9 protein-coding genes are annotated in these 21,297 nt (G+C 67.6%); 4 read left to right on the forward strand and 5 right to left on the reverse strand.

Annotated elements, in window-relative coordinates:
• Window positions 1–89: 89 nt before the first annotated feature.
• The 5 genes from GOY17_RS09625 to GOY17_RS09645 all read right to left on the reverse strand — a co-directional run bounded on the left by GOY17_RS09625 (window position 90) and on the right by GOY17_RS09645 (window position 15,375).
• Entirely contained in the window at window positions 90–464 is a 375-nt protein-coding gene (locus GOY17_RS09625; RefSeq protein WP_157030226.1) for a hypothetical protein, read from the reverse strand.
• The gene (locus GOY17_RS09630; RefSeq protein WP_157030227.1) at window positions 464–11,542 is read right to left on the reverse strand and encodes a hemagglutinin repeat-containing protein; all 11,079 of its coding nucleotides are present in this window, start codon (window positions 11,540–11,542) and stop codon (window positions 464–466) included. The genes GOY17_RS09625 and GOY17_RS09630 overlap by 1 nt, the downstream gene beginning before the upstream one ends.
• Window positions 11,543–11,598: 56 nt before the next feature.
• Window positions 11,599–13,296 (reverse strand): ShlB/FhaC/HecB family hemolysin secretion/activation protein, encoded by a 1,698-nt coding sequence (locus tag GOY17_RS09635; protein WP_157030228.1) that lies wholly within the window; start codon window positions 13,294–13,296, stop codon window positions 11,599–11,601.
• A gap of 313 nt (window positions 13,297–13,609) precedes the next feature.
• The gene (locus GOY17_RS09640) at window positions 13,610–14,812 is read right to left on the reverse strand and encodes a benzoate/H(+) symporter BenE family transporter (protein ID WP_157030229.1); all 1,203 of its coding nucleotides are present in this window, start codon (window positions 14,810–14,812) and stop codon (window positions 13,610–13,612) included.
• 107 nt (window positions 14,813–14,919) lie between these two features.
• On the reverse strand, window positions 14,920–15,375 hold the full coding sequence (locus GOY17_RS09645; RefSeq protein ID WP_157030230.1) for a MarR family winged helix-turn-helix transcriptional regulator: 456 nt from the start codon (window positions 15,373–15,375) through the stop codon (window positions 14,920–14,922).
• Between the two features lie 148 nt (window positions 15,376–15,523).
• Between GOY17_RS09645 and GOY17_RS09650 the strand changes: the two genes are divergently transcribed.
• The 4 genes from GOY17_RS09650 to GOY17_RS09665 all read left to right on the forward strand — a co-directional run bounded on the left by GOY17_RS09650 (window position 15,524) and on the right by GOY17_RS09665 (window position 21,284).
• Entirely contained in the window at window positions 15,524–16,315 is a 792-nt protein-coding gene (locus GOY17_RS09650; RefSeq protein ID WP_157030231.1) for an alpha/beta fold hydrolase, read from the forward strand.
• A gap of 408 nt (window positions 16,316–16,723) precedes the next feature.
• Entirely contained in the window at window positions 16,724–17,398 is a 675-nt protein-coding gene (locus GOY17_RS09655) for an AfsR/SARP family transcriptional regulator (protein WP_157030232.1), read from the forward strand.
• Window positions 17,399–17,595: 197 nt separating this feature from the next.
• Window positions 17,596–20,022 (forward strand): hypothetical protein, encoded by a 2,427-nt coding sequence (locus GOY17_RS09660; RefSeq protein WP_157030233.1) that lies wholly within the window; start codon window positions 17,596–17,598, stop codon window positions 20,020–20,022.
• Window positions 20,019–21,284 carry a hypothetical protein gene (locus GOY17_RS09665; protein WP_157030234.1) on the forward strand — a complete coding sequence of 422 codons (1,266 nt, stop codon included), beginning with the start codon at window positions 20,019–20,021 and terminating at the stop codon, window positions 21,282–21,284. Before GOY17_RS09660 ends, GOY17_RS09665 begins: the two co-directional genes overlap by 4 nt.
• Window positions 21,285–21,297 lie beyond the last annotated feature (13 nt).

The following is a 21,297-nucleotide window of genomic DNA, read 5'->3' on the forward strand; positions in this document are numbered from 1 at the left end:
TGAACGGGCCACGTCACCTTCGTGGGCTCGCGTAGGGCGCTTCAAGATTCGCACTCAATGCGTCCGGTGTGGAGCAATGAGATTGCGCACTACGCACTAGGACCTTCGATCTCGTTCAGACGTCCATACTCGATTTCATAGAATTCCGGGCTCGATGTGAGGCGATCGAGTTCCCTCTCGAGGAAGAGGGCCTGGTTCTCTATGGTGGGACGACCGTAGTCGAACCCCGTGAGGTTCTCGAACGCCTTCATTAGGATCCATACGGTGTACCACGGTCCATTCTCGTCAGGTCCGACCGTAATAGAGAAGCTGGGGCCGTAGTATCTCTCGCACTCGAACCTCAGCAACCAGCCGGTCACCAGCGAAAATTCGGCCGAGAGCTCCGATTCCTTCCTTACGCTGGCTCCTAGCCTGAACAGCGCCTGCTTGAGCGCCTGGAAGAGGGGCAGATAGTCCTGTCGCATCACTGTCCTGATTTGCTCATTTTTCCGGTTACCGGATCATAACGGTAGCCCTTTGACGTCAAGTAGTCGTACTCGCGACCGAATCCGGAACGGACCGTGGAACCATCGGGCTGCACCCGGTTCAAAGCGGACGGGGTTGGCTTCGTCGCCAGCGCGATGTCGTCGCCGCGCCCGATGGCTGCATCAAGCCAAGGCCTATTGACCTCAGACCAAAACCTGTCCGGCCCGAGGGTCGCGTAGAGGCTGTCCGGCGTGTTGAGCAAATTGAAGGACCCGGGTTGGGTGGGGCCGTCGATCACCATCGATTTCGGCAAGCCAAGGTCCGCATTGATTATCTGCTTCGTGTCATCCGCAAATGTCCCTAGAACCGTTGTTGTCTTATCCGGATTCGCCCTGATTACTGTCCCACTGGAAGTGCGGATCTCCACTGGGAAGTTGTAAGCGGCGCCATCCTTGTAGAAATTGTTCAGCTCTCGTGCGCCCTCGCGAGCCTCCGTGGACGCGGCTTTTTGCGCCAGATTCTCGATGTTGGCCTCCGCGCTCGTCTTGGCCGCGGCGACTGCATCGTCGACTTTCCCCGAGGCTCCGCGCGTGCCGAGCACAGACGAAATCGCGACGAACGCCGCGTCACCGAATTCGTATCCCTTCTGCCCGACGGGACCTGTATTGGGATCGAGCCCGAAGATCGGAGTGGGTTTTATCAGAGGGTCGTACTGGAGCTGTCCTGTTTCCGGATTGACGGCAGTTCCGGGAACGAATGCCAGTTCACCCAGATGGGCGATCGCTCCGACGAGTGCAGTAACCGCCTTGGAACCACTGTCGACGAGAGCGAGCGCTCCATTACCCCAGAAGCTCCCTCGATAAGGCTCGCCATCCGCCGTATCGTAGAACCTCGCGAGCCACTCGTTCGACTTGTCGCGATCGGCTCCCAAACCAAGGTACGTGACTAGATCGTCTTCGGCATACAGTCGGGCACTCTCCACATGCATGTCGCACAAGCCGGCGTTCTTGGCCGCACCTGTACAGGCGCTCCATAGTTCCTGGTCCTGGATTGCAGACAGATTCTCGACACGGTCGATTTCCTTCTGCCGACAAACGACGTCCGCGCCACAGTTCGCAAGCTTCTTCGCATGATCCTCGAGTTGCGCGTGCGTCAGATAATTGTTCGTCGTGGCAGCGACCGCGATGCCGGCCCCCTGCCCGCCGGCCACCGCACCGCCTAGCAGCGCACTTGCGGCCTGCAACAGTGCCTTTATCTCAGGGCTGGTCGGATCGATCTCGTTTTCCTTGAGGTAGTCCACCATCTTTCCGACGACGAACTCGTTGCTTGCACCAACGGCGCCCCCGGCCAGCGCATCGCCGCCACCCAGCGCTGCCATGCCGGCACCCATCAAGCCGTGCAAGATCACTTTGTTAGTGCCACCCTCCTCCCAGCTGGCCACGTGCGCCTGCGCGACCGCGATCGCGGACTGGTTTCCGCTTGCTTCGGCGGCCTCGAGATCCCTGTCGGCGCGTGCCTTCATCATGTCGCTGAGGTCGCCAACGGCAGTGAACCCGACTTGCCCGGCAACCTGCTGAGCTTCGATCGTCTCGGCGACCTTCTGCGTGTCGTAAATGTTCTTGAGTCCGTCCTGCTGCAATTGGCCGGTGCCGCGCGCGATTCCTTCACCACTGCCGTCCCCGACGATCAGGGTTCCATCTGCGATACCCGCAGTTGTAGTACTGCGGTCCTTATCTCCGGTCGATGCGTAGCTCGGACTGCCTCCGCCGCCATTAGTCCCACCGCTCGCACTGAAGCCAATGCTCGTCGCCTTGTACTCCGCCTCGTTCTTGAGATCCGAATAGCCCAGACTTCCCGTGCTGAAGTAATTCTTCGACGGATCCGCCGAGCTGGCGATCGCGCCGCCATCCAGTTGCGTGTGGCCCTGCACGTCGATCTGGAACCCGCCCGCGCCGGCCTGGATGCCGCTCTGCTCGCGCACGCTGGTGTAATCGCTGTCAATCTTGCTCTGCGCGTAGTTGACCGACACGTTCGCGCCGCCGAAGCCCACCGCGGCGTCGACGCCCGCGCTCTGGTCCTTGCGCTTGTAGTCGTCGGTGTCCTGCTGGCTGCGAATCGTGAGGTCGCCACCGACCGAACCGATGACGCGGTCGCCGATGATCTGCGCGCCTTCCAGCGTCGTGTCGTTGCCGCTGACGAAGCTGACGCTCTGGTTGCCCTGGATGACGGTTTCAACGTGGCTCGTGCTCGCGCCATCGCCCTTGCCGCGCGCAGCGCTGGCGCTGACGTAGACGCCGATGCCCGCCTCGGTGCCCACGGTCACGCCTATCTCGCCGCTCGAAGCCTTGCTGCGTTCGCGTTGCTGCGTCGATTCCTGTGCACTCTGCAGCACGATGTCGTTCTTCGCCGCGAGGCCGACGTTCTCGCCTTCCACGCGGCTGCCGGTGACGGTGAGGTCGCCTTCGCGCGCGATGATGGTGACATCGCCATTGCTACGGATCGTGCTGCCCTGCACGGTGGTTTCGCTGGTGGCGACGTCGCTCTTGCTTGAACTTGCGCCAATGCCGATGCGCAGGCTCATGCCGCCGGTGCCTTCCATCTTTCCGGTGTTCTTGCCGTCTGCCCCCTTCTGCATCGTCGGGTCTAGGGCACCCAGCCCCTTGAACTGATCGATGCCGTCCATACCGCCGCCCGCCGCGTTCGAAAACAACGCCTGCCCCGCCTTCGCCGCGTACAAGCCCTTGAGGCGGTCGTCCTCGACCTCGCCTGCACGCTTGCTGCTGTCGTAGACGGTCATCGCGGTATCCACCACGCCGCCCTTCAGGCTCACGTTCAAGCCGCCCGACCTGGTGTATTGGCCCTGGTTGATCTCCAGCGTGTTCTCGACGTGCTCGACGGTCACGTTCTCGCCGCTGATCAGCGTGCCGGTGCTCGACAGCACGTCCGAGCCACGGATCGCCACGTCCTTGCCTGCGACGATGTCGACGCGTCCTTCGCTGCTGCCGATCAGACTGCCCGAATGCGTGGTTTCGGTCAGTTCCAGCGTGTTGCCGGTCCTCTGGCTGCCGATGGTGAAACCGACGCCGCCATTGCCGAACGCGCCCGACTTCTTCTTGTCGGTCGTGCTCGATTCGGTGTGCGTGTTGACGGCGGTTTCGATGGCGATGTCGCCACCGGCAACCAGGCTCACGCCCTGGTCTCCAGCCACGAGCGCGCCGCGCATGGCGATGTCGTTTCCGGCCGACAGGTCCACGCGTTCGCCCGACAGCGTGGTGCCGATGGCCTGCGTGTCGGTCGTCTCGCTGTGCGTGCGCGTCGTGGTCTTCGACAGCGTGTTGCGCTTCTTGCTGATGCTGTCGGTGACGGTGGTGTCGGTTTCGTAAGCGGACTCCAGCGTGAGGTCGCGGCCCGCGGCCAGTGCGATTCCGCCTTCGTCGCTGCGCACGCCCGCCGCTTCCAGCGTGATGTCGCGATCGGCCACCATCGCGATGTCGCCGCCGGCTTCGAAGGTGCTGCCGGTGACGGTCTCGTCGGTGACGGTGGTCGTCGTCCAGCTGCGCTTCTTGCCCTGGCGATACGCCGTCTGCGACGTGCCCGACACCGTGTCGGTCACCGATTCGCTGGCGATGTCACGGCCGGCGGTGACGGCGATGCTGCCGCCGGCGCTGACGTCGGCGGCGATGAACTTCGCATCGCGCCCCGCGTCGACGACGGCGTGCTTGCCGGCGTCCACCGAACTGCGATCGATCACCACGTCGTTGCCCGCCGTGATCGATGTGCTGCCGGCGCTGGTGATCGCCGCCACGGGCCCGCGCACGGCGCCCGCGGCGTCGGCGGCCTTCTGCACGAAGTCGCGGCCTGCATCAATGACGGCGTTTCCGCCGCTGGCGATGACGCCCTGGTTGATGACGTCGCGCGCGGCCGACACCGCAAGGCCGCCCTCGCCCGCCGTGATCGTGCCGCCGCGCCAGGCGAGTCCGCCGTCGACCGGCGCGTTCACCATGTCGCCGCCTGCATCGATGACTACCGTGCGACCGCCGATCTCGCCGCGGTTCAGCACATCCCCGCGCGTGGCGATGTCGAGCACGTCGCCGCCGCGGATCGCGCCATCGTTGATCAGCGTGTCCGCGCTGAGCCAGGTGCCCATGTCCGCCGAGAACGTGCCGCTGTTGTCGATGCGTCCGCCCGCTTCGATTTCGACCGAACCGCCGGCGATCAGCGCGCCGTTGGCACGCAGGCGTTCGGCGGTGGCCTTCGACAAGTAGACCACCGGCACCAGGACCTTCTGGCCGTCGACGATCTGTTCGACCAGCCAGACGATGTCCTGGTCCAGCGCGGCGATCTGCGTGTTCGTCAGCGGCACACCCAGCGCAAGGCCAAGGCGTTCGGCCTGCGCGGCCGCACCGTCCATGAGCGTGCGGTACTGGGTGAACGCATCATCGCTTCCGTTCAACGAACGGCGTCCCGTCAGCGCCATGATCTGGTCGAGCACCAGCCGCTGCTCGTAGTAGCCGTCGCCGACGCGCTTGTCGATGACGTCCGGATCGGTGCGCAGCGCGTCGAGCAGGTAATCCGAACTGGTCCACTCGCCCTTGGAGGCGAAACGCGGCGCGGTGGTGACCAGGAATCGCGCGCCCGGATCGGCCGTGACGTCGAACATGCCGTTGTCCGCAGGCACCAGGCCGGGCAGCGGCTGGTTGGCGTTTCCGACGGTCTGCGGCGCGGCGTTGGCGGGATTGTCCGCGCTGTTGATCTGGTCCTGCAGCGCGAGCTGCGTCGCCTTGCCGGTCTGCACGACGCGGCCGTTCGCGCCGCCGACGCCCGATGCACCTGTCGCGGTGCGACCGTTCGACGCACCCAGGCCGACATTGCCCGCACCACCGAGCGAACCGGCGTTCAACCCGCCCAGCCCCGCGCCAGCACCGACGACCGCATTGGTGAGGTCGCCGCCTGTCTGGATGACCAGCGCATTGCCGGCCGTAATGGTCGCGCGGCCTTCGGCCGGCGTGATGGTCTGGGTGATCGTGCCGTAGTTGTATGAGCCAGATTCGAAGTTGGGCTCGTAGTAACAGGTGCCGCCAGGGCTACGGCAGACCTGGTACTGCATCTCGTACTGGCCCGTCACCTGGTAGACCTGCTCGCCCGACAGGCTGATGTTGGTCACGCCGCCTGCGCCTTCTCCGCTGGCGCCGGCTTGCGAGGCGCCGTTGATCCAGAGGTTCCATCCCGCCGCGATCGAAGAGTACCGGTTGAGTATCGAACCGGCCTCCAGCGTCATGTTGCCACCGGATGCGATCTGCGCCGCAGCCGTGACGGTGCCGGTGTTCACGAACAGACCGGTCGTCGGCGTGAGGCTTTCGAGGTAGGAATCGATCTGGAACACCATGCAGCCGCTGCCGCAATGCGTGGCCAGCAACTGCTGTTGCGTCTGCCCATAGGTGACCGCGTCGGTGCCGGCGTTCACCAGTGTCATCGCCGCCTGCTGCTCGGGCGTGAGCGCGCCCTGCACGAATTCGAGCACGCGACGTTCGTTGCGGATTGCGTTGGAGGCGATGTAAACGTCGCCCTCGGCCTGGATGCGGCCGGAGATGTTGTCCAGTTGCGCGACGCGCGTGCCCGGGCCGCCACGCCCGGTGATGTCGAGATCGCCGGCGCTGAAGATCTCGCCATCGAGATTGCGCAGCGACTGCCCGATGCGCAGGTCCAGCTGTCCGGTCGCGCCAATGAACCCTTCGCCGTATGCGCGTGCGGCCTGCTGCGTTCCCAGATCGCGCCCGTTGACGAGTGTCTCGGCCTCGATGCCGACGACGTCGCCCACGATGTCGCCGGTGTTGGTCACGCTGCCGGCCACAAGCGATAGCGTGTCGCCTTCCAGGCTCGCGCCGGTGCGGTTGTCGATGACGCCGCCGACCCGGATGCGGCTGGTCGCCGTGCCGGCGGCGTTGCTGGCGTTGATGGTCCCCTGGTTGATCAGGTTGCCGGTGTTGATCGCCAGTTCGCCAGGGGTCTGCAGCGTGCCCAGATTGGTGAACGTGCCGGCGACACTCAGATCGAGCAGGCGATCGCTTTCCAGCCGAAGACCGTTGCCGTAGGTGAAATCGCCGGTGAAATCGATGTCCAGCCATTGCGAGCCGTACACGCGGCCGGTGCCGGTCAGGCTGCCCAGTTGCAGGTGCAGTGAGTTGGCCGCGACCTCGCCTCCGCTGGTGTCGAGCGTCGGTACCGTGAGCCAGAGCGAACCGGCCTGGATGCGACCGCCACCGGCGTTGCTCACCGACGCCACGTTCAGGCGTGCCGCATCGCCTGCGCCGAATTGGCCGCCTGCGTTGAGCAACGTTCCGGCGCCACTTCCGAAGGCTGCCTCGCGATTGGCGAACACCGTGCCGCCGCGGTTGTCCAGCATGGCGCCATCGATCGTGAGGTCGCGACGGCTCACCAGCGCGCCGTTCACACTGTTGTCGATGCTGCTCACGTGCAGGACGGCATCGCCGTCGCGCGTTCCGACGGTGCCGCTGCGGTTGTCGAGAACGGACGACGTGATCGTCAGCGCCGTCGCTCCGGTGGCGCTGGCGAGGATCTGCCCGCGCACGTTGTCCACGCGCGCGACGTTGATCGTCGAACGACCCGTGGCATCGATGACACCATCGGTGTTGTCGACGCGTCCACCTGCGCCGATCGTCAGATCCGCACCGCTGCGCACCGTGCCAGCCACGTTGCGAAGGTCGGAATCGGCCTGTACGTGCAGGCCCTTCCGGCCGAACAGCGTGCCGCCGGCGTTGTCGATCGAACCGCCGCTCACCAGCGCACTGCCTTCGGCGCCGATGAGGCCGCCGGCGGTATTGCTCAATGCCTGTGCGACATCGACGGTGAGTGTTCCGCTCTCGCCCCGCTGGAGCAGTTCGCCATCGGTGTTGGTCAGTGCATCGACGGTGATGCCGACGGTACCCACGCCATCGATGCGGCCGGAGGTATTGGTCAGCGCGCCGCCGTTGATGGCGAGGGCGTCCCGCGCCACAACCTGGCCGCGCGTGTTGTCCACCTGCTGCGCCTGGAGCAGGACGCGGTCGCCGAACAGGCCCTGCTGCGAGGCCACGTCGGTGACGGCGGGATCGAGCGTGTCGCGATTGAGCAGGCTGCCCGCACGCACCTCGAGGTTGCCGCCGGCGACGACGGTGCCACCACCGTTGTCGAACGTGCCCGCGACGTTCGCCGCCACACCCTGCTGCGTCTGTACCAGGCCACCGCGATTGCGCAGCGCGCCGGCCCGCAGTTCGATTGCGCCGTTCGCGACGAGGGTGCCGTCGTCGTTCACCAGCTGGCCGTCGGCGGTCACCTTCAGCGGCGCGCTGCCGGCCGATTGAAGCGTGCCGCCGGTGTTGATCAGGTCGAACGCGTGGACGATGGCATCGCCCGCCGCCGCGATCGTGCCCCGCGTGTTGTCGAGGACACCGCCGACGTTCCAGCCGCTGGAACCCGTACCGGCTGCGCGCAAGCGGCCATCGACATTCGCCAGTGCCCCCGCGCTCAGCTGCATCACGCCGTTGGTGGCGATGACGCCGCCGCTGTTGTCGAGCGTCCCACGCACGGCAAGGTCGAGTGCGTCCGTACCGGTCGCGGTCAACTGGCCGCCCGCCGTCACGAGCGAGCCTGCGTCGATGCCGATGCGGTTCGCCGACGTCGTTGCGTCGCGGAGGTTCAGGACATCGCCCGTCAGCGCCAGCCATCCGTTGCTGGCGATGATGCCGCCTGCGCCTTCGAGGTTGACGGTACGCACATCTAGCGCCTGCACGGCGCTGAGCATGCCATCGGCGTTGTCGAGCCGGTCCGCGGTCAGGTTCAACGCGGTGTTCGACGCGATCTGGCCGCCGGTGTTGTCGACACTCGCTGCTGCGAGGTCGAGCCGGCCGGCAAGAATGCCCTTTGAAGGCGCGTCGGGGTCGGTGGCGCGCGTGTCGCGGTTGACAAGTTCGTCCGCGTTCACTGCAAGCGCCGCATCGGTGGCGATCAAGCCGCGCGTGTTGTCGAGGACACCGCGCACGTCGAGCCGGTTGTCGCCATCGCCCGATGCACTGAGCGTACCGTCGGTGTTGTGGAACGTGCCCGCGTCGAGTTGCAGCGTGCCGTTGGTGAGGATCGTGCCGGCGGCATTGTCGAACAGCCCGCTTGCGCGCAGTTGCATCGTGCCCGCCTCGAGTGCGCTGAGCTTTCCGCCTGCCGTGACGAGATCGCCGGTGTCGATCGACACCGTTCGCGCGAAGGTCGTCGCGCCCCGCAGGAGCGTGTGGTTGCCGCTGATCGACAGTGCACCGTTGCCCGCGATGCGGCCGCCCTCCCCTTGCAGCGTGTCGGCATCGATGGACAACAAGCCCGCGCCCGCGTGTTCGATGGCGCCACCGGCGTTGTCGAGCCGTTGTGCGGCAAGCGCGAGGTCGCCGTTCGCCATCAGCACGCCCTGCGCGCCGTTGTCCAGGATTCCGCTGGCATCGATCGTCAACGCCTTCAGCGATTGCACGAGGCCGCCGTGGTTGAGCAGGTCGCCCACGGCAAGCGCGGCGTCACCGGCCGCGGCCAGCGTGCCGCCGGTGTTGTCGAACGTGTTGGCCACCGAAATTCCGGAGACCGCGTTGCCTGCACTACTGAGCGTGCCTTCGCGATTGATCAGCGACCCGGACGAAAGATGCATCGCGCCGTTCGTGACGATGCTGCCGGACGTGTTGTCGAGCGTGTCGCGAACGTTCAGCGAGAACGCCTCGTTGCCGGTGGCAACCAGGTGGCCGCCGGCCGTGACCAGCGTGCCGGTGTCCACCGAAATCGACTTCGCCCGGGTCGTTCCGCCACGAAGATCGATGGTGTCGCCCGCAACCCGCAACGTGCCGTTGCTGGCGATCGAGCCACCTTCGCCGTTCAACGTGCCGACCTGCATCGCAATCGTGCCGGCTCCCGCGTGTTGCACGATGCCCGTTACGTTGCCGAACGTTCCAGCCGACAGTGCAAGGTCGCCGTCCCCGGCGATCGTGCCGCCACTGTTGTCGAACAGTCCCGACACGCGCAGCGTGCTTGCATCCGGGCCACTGGACAGCAGCGTTCCGCCGCGATTGTCGAAACTGCCAGCGTCGAGCGCGATCCGGGTCGCACTGAGCGTGGCATCGCGCTGGTCCGCATCGTCAACGGCCAGCGTGGCCCCGCCGGCGGTGACGATCACGCCGCCCGCGCCGCGCAACGTGGAGGTGCGCAGGAGCAGTCCGGCGGTGCCGGCGTGTTCGATGCGGCCGTCCTCGTTGACGATCACGCCGCCTTCCACATCCAGCCGCGCGCCGTTGCTGGCCAGCGTTCCGCCCGAATTGTCGAGCGTGCCGTCCACGTGTAAGCGCGCATTCCCCTGACCGCTGTGGCTCAGCACGCCGGCGCGATTGGACAGCTGCGTCGCGCCCAGATCGAAATCGCCCGCGACTTCGAAGCGCCCTCCATCGTTGACGATGCGATCGGCACGGACGCTCGCCGCGCCGGACACGCTCAGTTCGCCGCCAGCGTTGGTGAGTTCGCCCTGCGTGATCGTCAGTTGCCGCACGCCCAGGCGGCCTCCGTCGTTGTGCAGGCCGGCGATGACATCGACACCCACGCCGCCGCCGGCATTGATCGTGCCGCCGTCGTTGTCGAGCGTTCCGGCGATGGTCAGTGCCCCCTCGGAGAGCGGCGAGAGGTCCGGTAGATTGCCGCCGGTTCCGCCATCGCCACCGCTGCTTCCATCGGTCAATCCGCCGCCGGCGCCGGCGTCCGTTCCGCCGCCATTGCCGCTTCCATTGCTGCCACCACCGTCGCCCGCGCTTTCGGCCACGCCGATGCGGCCGCCGTCGCGATTGGTGATCGTGGCGCCCTTCAGCGCCAGCGCCTGCAGGCCGGTCTGTTCGATCGAGCCGCCGCGATTGCGCAGCGACTGCGCGTCCACGTCGATGCGGCGCGCATTGATCGTGCCGCCGCGGTTGTCGAGGTCGGCGCCGGTGTCGAGCGTCAGTTCGCGTGCGGCGCTGATCATGCCGGCGTTGGCGATTCCGCCGCCCGTGGCGATGCGTGCATCCAGCTTCGACTGGACCGCGCCGGTGTTCTCGAGGCGGCCGTCCACCGTGACGACCAGTTCACCGGCCTGCGCGCCGATCTCGCCGGCGTTGCGCACGCCGACGCCATGCTCGGTGCCCACCAGCATGATCTTGTTGGCGTACATGCCGCCCAGCTGGCTCACGTCCAGCGCGAACGCCGGCGCCGCCCCGCTGGCGGGATCGAGCATGACGCTGCCCGCGTCGATACCGACCGTGTTCGCGCCCAGCGTTGCCTGCAACTGGTTCGCCCAGATGCCGGCGTTGATCTCCATCGAGCGTGCGATGAGATCGGTGTAGTCCGTCTGCGTTGCGTCGAGGCCGGTGCCGTCCACGCGGATCGTGCCGCCCTGCACCCGGTACCCTTCGAGCGCGCCGCCGTTGAGGATCGGCGTGCCGGTGGTGAGCGTCGCGCGGCTGGCGTTGAGGAAGCCGCCCCCGTTGATGCGGATGCCCGACGGGTTGGCGATCACCACCTGCGCGCGGTCGCCGGCCACTTCCACGTAGCCGTTGAGATGGCTGGGGTTGGCGCTGTTGACCTCGTTGAGGATCACCTTCGCGGTGCCGCCGACCAGCCACGGGTTGCCCTGCACGGGGCCGCCCAACTGCGTCTGCGCGCCATTGCGCGAGTTGTTGAGGATGACGCCCTGCGCGCCCACGTCGAACTGCTGGTAGCTGTTGCGCGACACGCCCGCCGCACTGGGCGTGGCGATGTTCACCAGCGGTGCGCCGCTGGGCGCGGTGATCACCGTCGGCCGCTGGTTGCCTGGAGCATTGGGGTCGGATACGACCTGCGCCGCCGCATCGGGCGCCAGCATCACGTAACCCAGCGCCATCCACAGCGCGAAGCTGACTGGCCGCAACGTGGCCGTCGTCGCGCCCGCTTGCGCGGGGCTGGCGCCGCCTGCGGTGCGTGCGATCTCCGCGACGACCTGCAGCACGCCCAGCGCGCGGTTGAAGACGATGCGGTACAGATGCTTGTTCATGCGGACGCTTCCTTACTTGCACGAATGAGCACGGGCGCGACCTGCGCGCCCGTCGGTCAGTACGACCAGCCCAGGTTGAAACCGGTGGTGGTGTAGTCGGTCTGGAATCCGTCCGGACGCTCGATCGCCGCGCCGACGAACACATCCCAGTACCAGCGGGACACGCCGCCTCGCAGTCCGATGACCGCACCGGCCAGTTCCTGCCCCAGCAGGTACTGCGCGGACGGCCCACCGACGTGGCCGTAGTCCGCGCCGACGTAGACTTCCTGCCCGCCGCCCAGCGTGAGGCCGAGGTCGTTGCGCACGGTCCAGCCACGCTCGCCGGCGAGCGACAATTCGCCATCGAAGCCGCGGACGGTGTAGCGGCCGCCGATGGAGAAACGATCCTGCGGCACCAGCGGCGTGCGGTCCCATTGCGCGCGCCAGCTGCCGGTGTAGCGCAGGCGCTGTTCGCCGAGCTGGAAAGGAACGGCGAGCTGTGCGTCGGCGGTAATCACCTTCGAACGCGACGTGCCTTCGCCGAATGCTTCCTCCGGCGCAGGCAACGCATCGAACGCGCCCGTGCCGCGCCGGTACGCGACGCTCGCATCCAGCGTCACCTGGCCCATGAATTGCCGATGCGTGAAGCCCAGTTCCCAACCGGCCATGCGGCGGCGCTGCACTTCCACTTCGGTGTCGTCGACGTAGTTGCGCGACTGCCGCCACCAGCCGCGCGCATAGGCGCCGGCCTTCATGGTCGCGTTGCGGAACAGCAGCCGCGACACGCGCAGTTCGGCGTTCTCGCTGGTGCCGCTGTAGGTGTAGGTCTCGAACGCGCCGGCGACGTTCTGGTGGTAGTCGTAACTGCTTGCGGTGGCGCCGGCCAGCCAGTAACCGAACGGCACGTCGTAATGCGCCGTCCAGCTCGACGTGCCCTTGCCGGCGCCGTTGAATGCATCGTGGCCGACATTGACGTAGAAGAGGTCATTCCAGCGCAGCGCGTTGTCGAGCGACAACGTCGCGCCCGCCTGCAACTTGCCCGTGCCCTCGCTGCCGGAGTCATCCAGCGTCACGCCGATTCGAAACGGAGCGCGCTGTTTCCAGGCGATGACGAGGTCGCTGTCGCCTGGCTGCGCGTCGGCGCCTTCGGCCGGCGCGATCTGGATGTCCGCCTCCACCGTCGGCACGCGCTTGAAGTTTTCGAGCGCCTGCTCGATGTCGCGCAGATTGAGCAGGTCGTGGCGGCGTGCAGGCACGGCGTTCCACGCGGCAACCCTCGCGTCGCCGTCGGCGAAGCGGACCGCACGGATCCGCCCGGGCACCAGCGTCAGCGTGAGCACGCCACCGTTGAGGTCCTGCGGCGCGGCCAGCACGCGCGTGGTGACGAAACCGTGCGCGACGATGGCGTTCTGCACGCGCTTCATCACCACGTTGACGCCCTGCGTTCCGAGGCAGCGTCCGGTCGCCGGATCCCCGTCGGGGTCGGCCGCCCGCAACGCCCATTGGAAGCGCCCGGCCTCCTCGCCGGTCAGGCGGATCTCGCGGATCGCGAAGCACGGCGACTCGTCGGCCGGCAGCCGGTCGAGAGGCGCTGGTTCCGCTTCCTGCATGCGCACATCGGGCCGCGTTTCCTGCTGTTCGCGCAGGGCGCGCTCGCGTTCCTGTTGCCGCAGCAGTTCCTGCGCCACCGAATCGAGTACCTGTCCCCACGCGGGACACACCGGTGCAAGGAATCCGCCGAGCACAAGCCATGCCGCAAGCGGCCGCAGCCGCATCCCTTTCCCCTGTTGCACTTCGCCTTTCCCTGTGAAGACCACGCCCGACCAGTCGATGTCCCCTGCGACTGCCTCACGGCGGTCGCTGATGCGGGGCGGACCATTCCTAGGATATATCGGCCGTCAGCGGAAAACCTTTAGCCGCGTCTCCATGCAGGCTCACGCGCCAGCCTCGACGGCCTGCCGACCGAACGCCTTGCTTCGTTCCGGAACACCCGTTTCGGTTAGAAAGCGGTCCTGGCGTATTCGGTCGACGGAAGGTCCGCCAACGGCCGGAAGCGGGCATCCCAATCTGCGGCGAAATGCGCGCGCGTCAGGCGCCCGCCGGCTTGGGGCGCATCAAGGCTGCGAGCGTGACCACGCCCGCGACGATGCCCCAGAACGCCGAGCCGATGCCCCACAGCGACAGGCCCGATGCCGTGACGAGAAACGTCACGAGCGCCGCTTCGCGTTCGGATTCATCGCGCAATGCAGCGGCAAGGCTGCTGCCGAGCGTACCGAGCAGCGCGATGCCGGCGATCGCCACGATCAGCTCCTTCGGAAACGCCGCGAAGAGCGCGACCACCGTGGCGCCCGACAAGCCCGCCACGATGTAGAACACGCCGGCCGCGATCGATGCCACGTAGCGGCGCGCGGGATCCTCATGCGCCTCGCGGCCCATGCAGATCGCGGCGGTGATCGCGGCCAGGTTGAGCGCGAACGCACCGAACGGCGCCAGCAGCACGTTCGCCACGCCGGTCCAGCCGATGACAGGCGAGATCGGAATCGGGTAGCCCGCGGCGCGGATCGCGGCAACACCCGGAACGTTCTGCGATGCCATCGTCACGATGAAGAGCGGCAGTGCGATGCCCACGATGGCGCCGATCGACCACGTCGGCGCGACGAACACCGGGCGCGCGAGTTCGAGCGAGAGTCCGTCCATCCGCAGCAGGCCTGCAGCGCCGGCATACGCGATGCCGACGAGCAGTGTCGCGATGACTGCATATCGCGGCGCGAACCGGCGCATCAGCAGGTACGCCACCAGCATCGCCAGCACCAGCCCCGCCTGCGAACGAAGCGCCGCGAACGTCTCGAGGCCGAACCGCAGCAGCACGCCGGCGAGCATGCCGGACGCCAGCGAAACCGGGATCCGGCTGATCATCCGTTCGAAGAAACCCGAGAAGCCCGCGACGGCGATCATCACCGCGCACAGCACGAACGCGCCGATCGCATCGGACAGCGGCAGCCCTGCGACGCTGCCGATGAGCATCGCGGCGCCGGGCGTGGACCACGCGGTCACCACCGGCATGCGGTAGCGCAGCGACAGGGCGATGCACGTCAGGCCCATGCCCAGGCCCAGCGCCCAGATCCACGAGCCGATCTGCGCCGGCGTCGCGCCCAGCGACTGCGCCGCCTGGAACACGATCGCGGCGGAGCTGGCGAAGCCCACCAGCACCGTGACGAAGCCGGCGGCGATCGCGGAGGCCGAGAGATCGCGCAGCAGATGTCGCGACGTGGTGTCGGTCGTGGCGTTCATGCGTGACCCCGGACTTCCATGCGAACCGGCCTCGTGCAGGTCGAAGTGCCTGACGCTACAGCACGCGCGGCACGGCGTCGCGCGTCCTCACATGACGGGCTGCGAGTTCAGTCCTGCTGCGCGGAACCCGACATGGCGTCGCGCAGCCGCTGGACCTGCCGGTTGAGTTCGACCAGTTCGCCGGGCGCCATGCCCGAACGGTCCGCCAGCAACTCCGCCAGGCATCGCGTACGCGAGCGGAGGTCGCGGCCGGCCTTCGTCAGTTGCACGTGGACCTGTCGCTCGTCGCGTGCGCTGCGCTGGCGTTCCACCAGCCCCGCCTGCTCCAGCCGTTTCACCAGCGGCGTGATCGTGCTGGCCTCCAGCGCAAGCCGCGCGCCGATGCCGCTTACGGTCAGGCCATCGTCTTCCCACAGCGAACTGAGGACGAGGTACTGCGGATACGTCAGGCCGAGTTCGTCCAGCAGCGGCTTGTAGGCGCGATTGATCGCGATGCTGGCCCCGTAGAGGGAAAAGCACAGCTGTTCGTCCAGTGGGAAAGGCGCTTTCGCTTTGGCGGCCATCGGGTGCTCCTGGGCCCGGGGCGATTCGGGCAACATGCCGAAAGGTTACCACGATAAAGAATATCTTGACATTCAAATTTCACGGGTCTAGCCTGTTACTTATCGCGATAACCATTACCGCGATCCACCACCCACCGGAGATGACGCCATGAACACGCTCGCCCGCTCGCTGTCCGCCGTGCTGCTCGCGCTTGCCCTGCCCTCCGCCGCCCATGCCGCCGAACCGAAGGTCGCCGGCACCGCGGCCATCCGGAACGTCGTCCTCGTGCACGGCGCCTTCGCCGATGGTTCGGGCTGGCGCGGCGTCTACGACGACCTGACCAGGCGCGGCTACCGCGTGTCGATCGTGCAGAACCCGCTCACCTCGCTGGCCGACGACGTCGCCGCCACGCGCCGCGTTCTTGATCGTCAGGACGGGCCCGCAATCCTCGTCGGCCACTCGTGGGGGGGTACGGTCATCACCGAGGCCGGCGTGCATCCCAATGCCGCGGGCCTGGTCTACGTTTCGGCGCTGGCGCCCGATGCGGGTGAAACGACCGCGCAACAGTACAAGGGCTTCGCCCCGACGCCCGAGTTCGTCATCGACACGGGCAAGGACGGTTTCGGCTTCATCGAGCTCGCGAAGTTCAAGGCCGGCTTCGCCCACGATGCCAGCGATGCGGACGCCGCCTTCATGCGCGACTCGCAGGTGCCCATCGCCATGTCGGTCTTCCAGACGCCGCTCACCCAGGCGGCATGGCGCACGCGCCCGAGCTGGGCGGTGATCGCGACCGAAGACAAGGCGTTCGACCAGGCGATGCTCGTGCACATGGCCAAGCGCATCGGCGCGACGATCACCTACACGCCGGCCAGCCACGCGGTCTTCATGACGAAACCGAAGGTGGTCGCCGACGTCATCGATACCGCTGCGAAGCAGGCGCGGCCGATCGGGAACGACTGATCGCGTGCTGCATGGCCTTGCCTGCGCGAGCCCGACAGGACGTCGGGCTTTCGCGCCATGGCACTCGAAGCCTGGCGAGCGCGACCGATATCTCGTTCCGGGCAGTCGCGCCCGCCGACCCTGCAACAACGATGAACAAGCACGCGGCGCGCTGCGTGACTGCTACTCACGCGTCGAACGGAAGTAGCGGGAGGTGGAGCCCTTCCGGTGGCGTCGACGCGCGGGAGGCGCCGCACATCGCGCGTACGGGATCGTGTCGTTCCTGACGACACCGATGTTCGCCGGTCATGCCAGGCCGCCACGGCTATCTTCGTACGTCTCCCTGATCACAGGGAAACCGTGCACGGTCGGCGACCTGCCGCCGGCTCCCCGAGGCACAGGGTGACGGACACACCTCACGACAATGCGATGCGCAAGGTCGCCATCGTCGGACGCCTTGGCGTGTATCCGATGATCCGGCTTTCGCTCCCCGGCCGACGCCTGCTCGCCTATCTCGCACTGCGCCGCCATCCCGTCGCGCGTGGCCTGGCGTCGGCACAGCTGTGGCCGGACGTCGCCGAAGATGCGGGTCGTGCGAACCTGCGGCGCGCGCTCTGGCACGTGCCGCGCGGCTGGGTCGAGACCATTGGCGACGAGCTGGTCCTGCATGCGCAGACCGATCTGGAACACGCGCACCAGGTCGCCGCGCGCGCCCTGAACGGCGAAGCGCTCGCGCTCGACGAGATCGAGCTGCTGTCCAGCGACATCCTGCCCGGATGGCACGAGGAGTGGGCGCTCGCCGACCAGGACGCGTTCCACATGCTGCGCGTGCAGGCGCTTGAAGCCGCATGTCGCACGATGTCGGCCGCGGGACTGTTCGGCCTGGCCGTTCAGGCCGGAACCGCCGCCGTTGAAGCCGAGCCGCTGCGTGAATCGGCCGCCGAAGCGGTCATCGATGCGCATCTGGAGCAGCGCAACCGCTATCAGGCGGTTCAATGCTTCCGCTCGCTTGCGCAACGGCTCGGCGATGAACTGGGCATCGAGCCCGATCCGATGCTGGCCGAGCGCGTGCTCGGTCCCGTCCGCGCCAGCCAGCGCCGTTGAGGGCATGCCCTGCCCCGTCCGCGCCGCACGCGCGTGGACGGAATGCGGACGCCGACTGAACGTAGCCGCGACGTTGCAGGTCCGTCGCGCGGACGACCGCGCGATGCGCGGGTGACGCGGACGCAACGCGCGCGCGTACGCTCGAGGACGGCACGCGTGTTCGACTGATGTCAGGAGCCACCGAGCGGAGGCACGACATGACCATCGAACAGCAGGAACGTGAGCTGGAATGGAACGTCCAGTCCGAACACAACCCCTTCGCCGAGGCGTTGCCCGAGTCGCCGGGCATGGCGGCGCCCTCCGAAGCGGTCGCTGCGTTCGACGAGCGTTCCTCTCCGTTCGACGAGACCATCGGCAATGCGGTGAACGAAGCCGAGTCCGATCGTCTCTACGCGCAGGCATTCGCCGAACTGCGCGATGAAGCCTTCGACGAAGCGGTCGCCTTCCTCGCGGAGGAAACCGAGCAGGCGGTCGCCGATCGCTTCGCCGACGAATCGCCGGCGCACGGCGCGGAGCGGGAGCGGTATGCGCAGGCGCAACTGTCGGCGGTCAGGTTCGAGGCGCTGCAGTATCTGGATGCGCTCGAAGCCGAGGTGAGCGGGAAGGACCTGGAGTCGCTCACCGGCGAACAGCTCGACGAGATGCTGGAGCGCTTCGATCCGCAACACGGCGAGCTCACGCCTGCCGGCGAGGAATTCATCGGTTCGCTCGTGCGCAAGGCGAAGAAGGTCGTCAAGTTCGTCGCCAAGACCGCGAAAACCGTGGGAAAAACGGTCGGGAAAGTCGCCGGCGCCGTGCTCGGGCCCATCCTCAGGAAGCTTCGTGGCCTGATCAATCCGCTGCTCAGGCGCGTGTTGTCGATCGCGATCGGACGCCTGCCGGCGCCGCTGCAGGCGGCTGCGCGCAAGCTCGCGTCGCAGATCACGTCGGAAGCCTTCGAAAGTGAAGGCCCCGCGTTCGAAGCCATGCTGCATGAAGGCGTGAGCCATGAGGGCGCGGTCTCGCCTGCCAACCTGACCGATGTCGAAGCCCTGGCCGAGTCGTTCGATGCGGCCCTGGCCGAGGCGATGGTCGGCGACGCGACAGGCGAGTTCGCCGGCGAGTCGCTCGAAGAGGGCGAAGAGGAAGCCGATGCCGGTGGGCGTGAGCTCGAGCGGCTGGCCGAAGCGCGCGGCGTGCTGATCGACAGCCTGCGCACGGCCAGCGACGAGGAAGACATGGCGCCTGCGGTGGAGCAGTTCGTGCCCGCGCTGCTGGGCGCATTGCGCATCGGCATCAACCTGGTAGGACGACCCAAGGTCGTGCGGTTCCTGGCCGGTTACCTCGGCCAGCTCATCAGGCGCTGGGTCGGGCCGAACCTGTCCGGGCCGCTGTCGAACGCGATCGTGGACACGGGCCTGCGCCTGGTCGCGCTGGAAGCCGAAAGCGAAGCGGGCGAGCTGCGGACCGACGAAGCCGCGCCGATCGCGCTGGCGACCGTGGTGGAAGACACGGTGCGCCGCCTGGCCGAGAGCGAGTCGTACATCCTGGAGAACGAAGACCTGATGCAGCTGGCGGCGTCGAACGCGTTCGGCGCGGCAGTGGCCAGCCACTTTCCCCAGCGCCTGGTGCGCCCTGCCCTGCGGCAGGCGCCCTCGATCGGGGGCACCTTCGTCGCACGTCGGCCACGTAGCGTTCGCAGCTACCGCAAGTACAGCCGCACGCCGGAAGTGGAACTCACCGCACAGGTGGCCGATGCCTTGCCGACCTTCGGCGGCACGACGGTGGGCGCGGTGCTTCGCGCGGCCGGCGCGACCTTCCCCATCCGCGCGCGCATGCACATCTACCAGTCCGCCGCCGGCACCACGCTGCCGCGCATGATCCGCCTGGATCGCGCCAACGGCGGTGGTCGCGCACGCGCGGCATCCTCGCAGGTCCATCCGTTGACGCCGGAAGCCGCCGGGCTGCTGCTGCGCGAACCGAAGCTGGGCGTGGCAACCGCGCCGGCCTACCTGCGTTCGCGCAACCGCATCGCCGTTGGACAGCGCTTCTATCTGCTCGAACCGATCGGCGCCGCCGGTGCGCTGGCGTTGTCGGGCGCCACGGCGACAGCGGGAACCCGCCTGTCGCCCAGCCGCACGTGGACGGTGGTCAACCTGCGACGCGCGAGCATCACCGTAGGCATGTACCTGTCCGAAGCCGATGCGCAGACGGCAGCCGAAGGCGTGCGCCAGGGCCGCGGTAGCGCCGCCCTGCTCCAGTCGCTGGTTGGCATCTACAAGGCGGGCGCGCAGACAGGTGCGTCCGCGCCGGACGGCCGTCTGCGCGTCGTGCGCGAGGACAGCGAGGATCACGAGGAATTCGCGCCGTCCGGCCCTTCCCTGCCGCCGGCGACGGTCGCGGCGCTGCGCCGGCGCCTGGACGCCTGGGTGCTTCCCGCACTGGCCAACTGGACCCGCGACAACGCCGAAGCGTTCGCGCGCGCGGCCGCGCATCCCGATCCAGGCGTCACCGTCCGCATCCGGCTCACCTCGGTACCGGGGCTGGATGCCATCGCGCGGGGCGATACGTCGATCGCGCCGGGCGCGTTGCGGGGCACGCCGTCGATCGCCATCACCGTGACGTCGGGGCGTCGCCGCAAATGAGCACGGTCGCGTCCATCGACCACCAGTTGGTAGTGGCGGATCTGGAGCGCCAGGTCGCGCACTGGCTGGCGGCCTCGCGCACGTTCCGGGATGCGGAGGAATTCGCATCGCTCGCCGCCTGGAAGTCGGTCGAACGCGAGACCGGCGCGCCGCTGCGCAAGCAGCTGCATGCCGCCGTGGAGGAGCTGATCGCCCTGGGCGACGCCACCGCGCTGCTGATCGCGAAGGCACGACACACGCCGGCCCTAACTGGCAAGGCGGCCGCGGCGGTGCAGCGCTTCCGCCGCCGTTACATGCAGGTGGACACGACGCTCGATTTCCTCGGCGATGCGGTCAACTCCCGCACCAGTCCGCTGCTGTGCGCGGCGTTGGGCACGCTCGACCGCCTCGCCGTGGCGAGCATGGCGCCGGTGCTGCAACGCGCGAGGATCCCCGTCCCGCGCGTGCTGGTGTACCAGGACAAGGGCACGGGCGCGTCGATACTGCGTGCCGGCGTGCGGCTCTGGGCGCCGGGCACGATCATGCCGGTCGCGGCGATCAAGATCGTGCGCCACAACCTCTACCGGCCGACGTCGCTGTTCCACGAGACCGGGCACCAGGTCGCGCACCTCACCGGGTGGGTTCCCTCGGTGCGCACGGCGATCTCGCGCGCGCTTGCCGGCGACAGGCAGTTGCAATCGATGTGGACGCCGTGGGCATCGGAAATCGCGGCCGACGTCTACGCGTTCCTCCTGACCGGTTACGCATCGGTCGCCGCGCTTTACGACGTCGTCGGCGATGCGGAAACGATCATGCGCTGGCCGATCGGCGATCCGCATCCGATCGGCTGGCTTCGCACCGCGCTGGGATGTGCGTTCTCGCGCCATTGCTACGGCGCGAAAGGGCCGTGGGCGAACCTCCAGCGTGCGATGGAAGCGCGCCATCCGCCGCAGGCCGCCGACGAAAGCGTGCAGCCGCTGCTCGCGCGCTCGCTGCAGGCGATGCCCGCCATCGCGGAGGCCTGCCTGCATGCGCCGGTGCCCGCACTGGGCGATCGACCGATGACCGACGTCCTCGATCCGCAGCGGGTTTCGCCAAAGGCGCTGGCCGAACTGGAATCCAGCGCCGCTGCCGCGCTGTGGACCTCGCCGCATTGGCGCAACACCGAAGGCATCCGCATCGTCGCGCTGGCCGGGCTTCGCGAAGCCGAACAGCCCGCGACCGCGTCGCTCTGGATCGATCGGGCGCGGACGTGGTTGACCACCGAATCGAAGGCAGCCTGACATCACGAGGACA

This window comes from Lysobacter soli (genome assembly GCF_009755585.1).
In the GTDB taxonomy this organism is placed as follows: domain Bacteria; phylum Pseudomonadota; class Gammaproteobacteria; order Xanthomonadales; family Xanthomonadaceae; genus Lysobacter_J; species Lysobacter_J soli.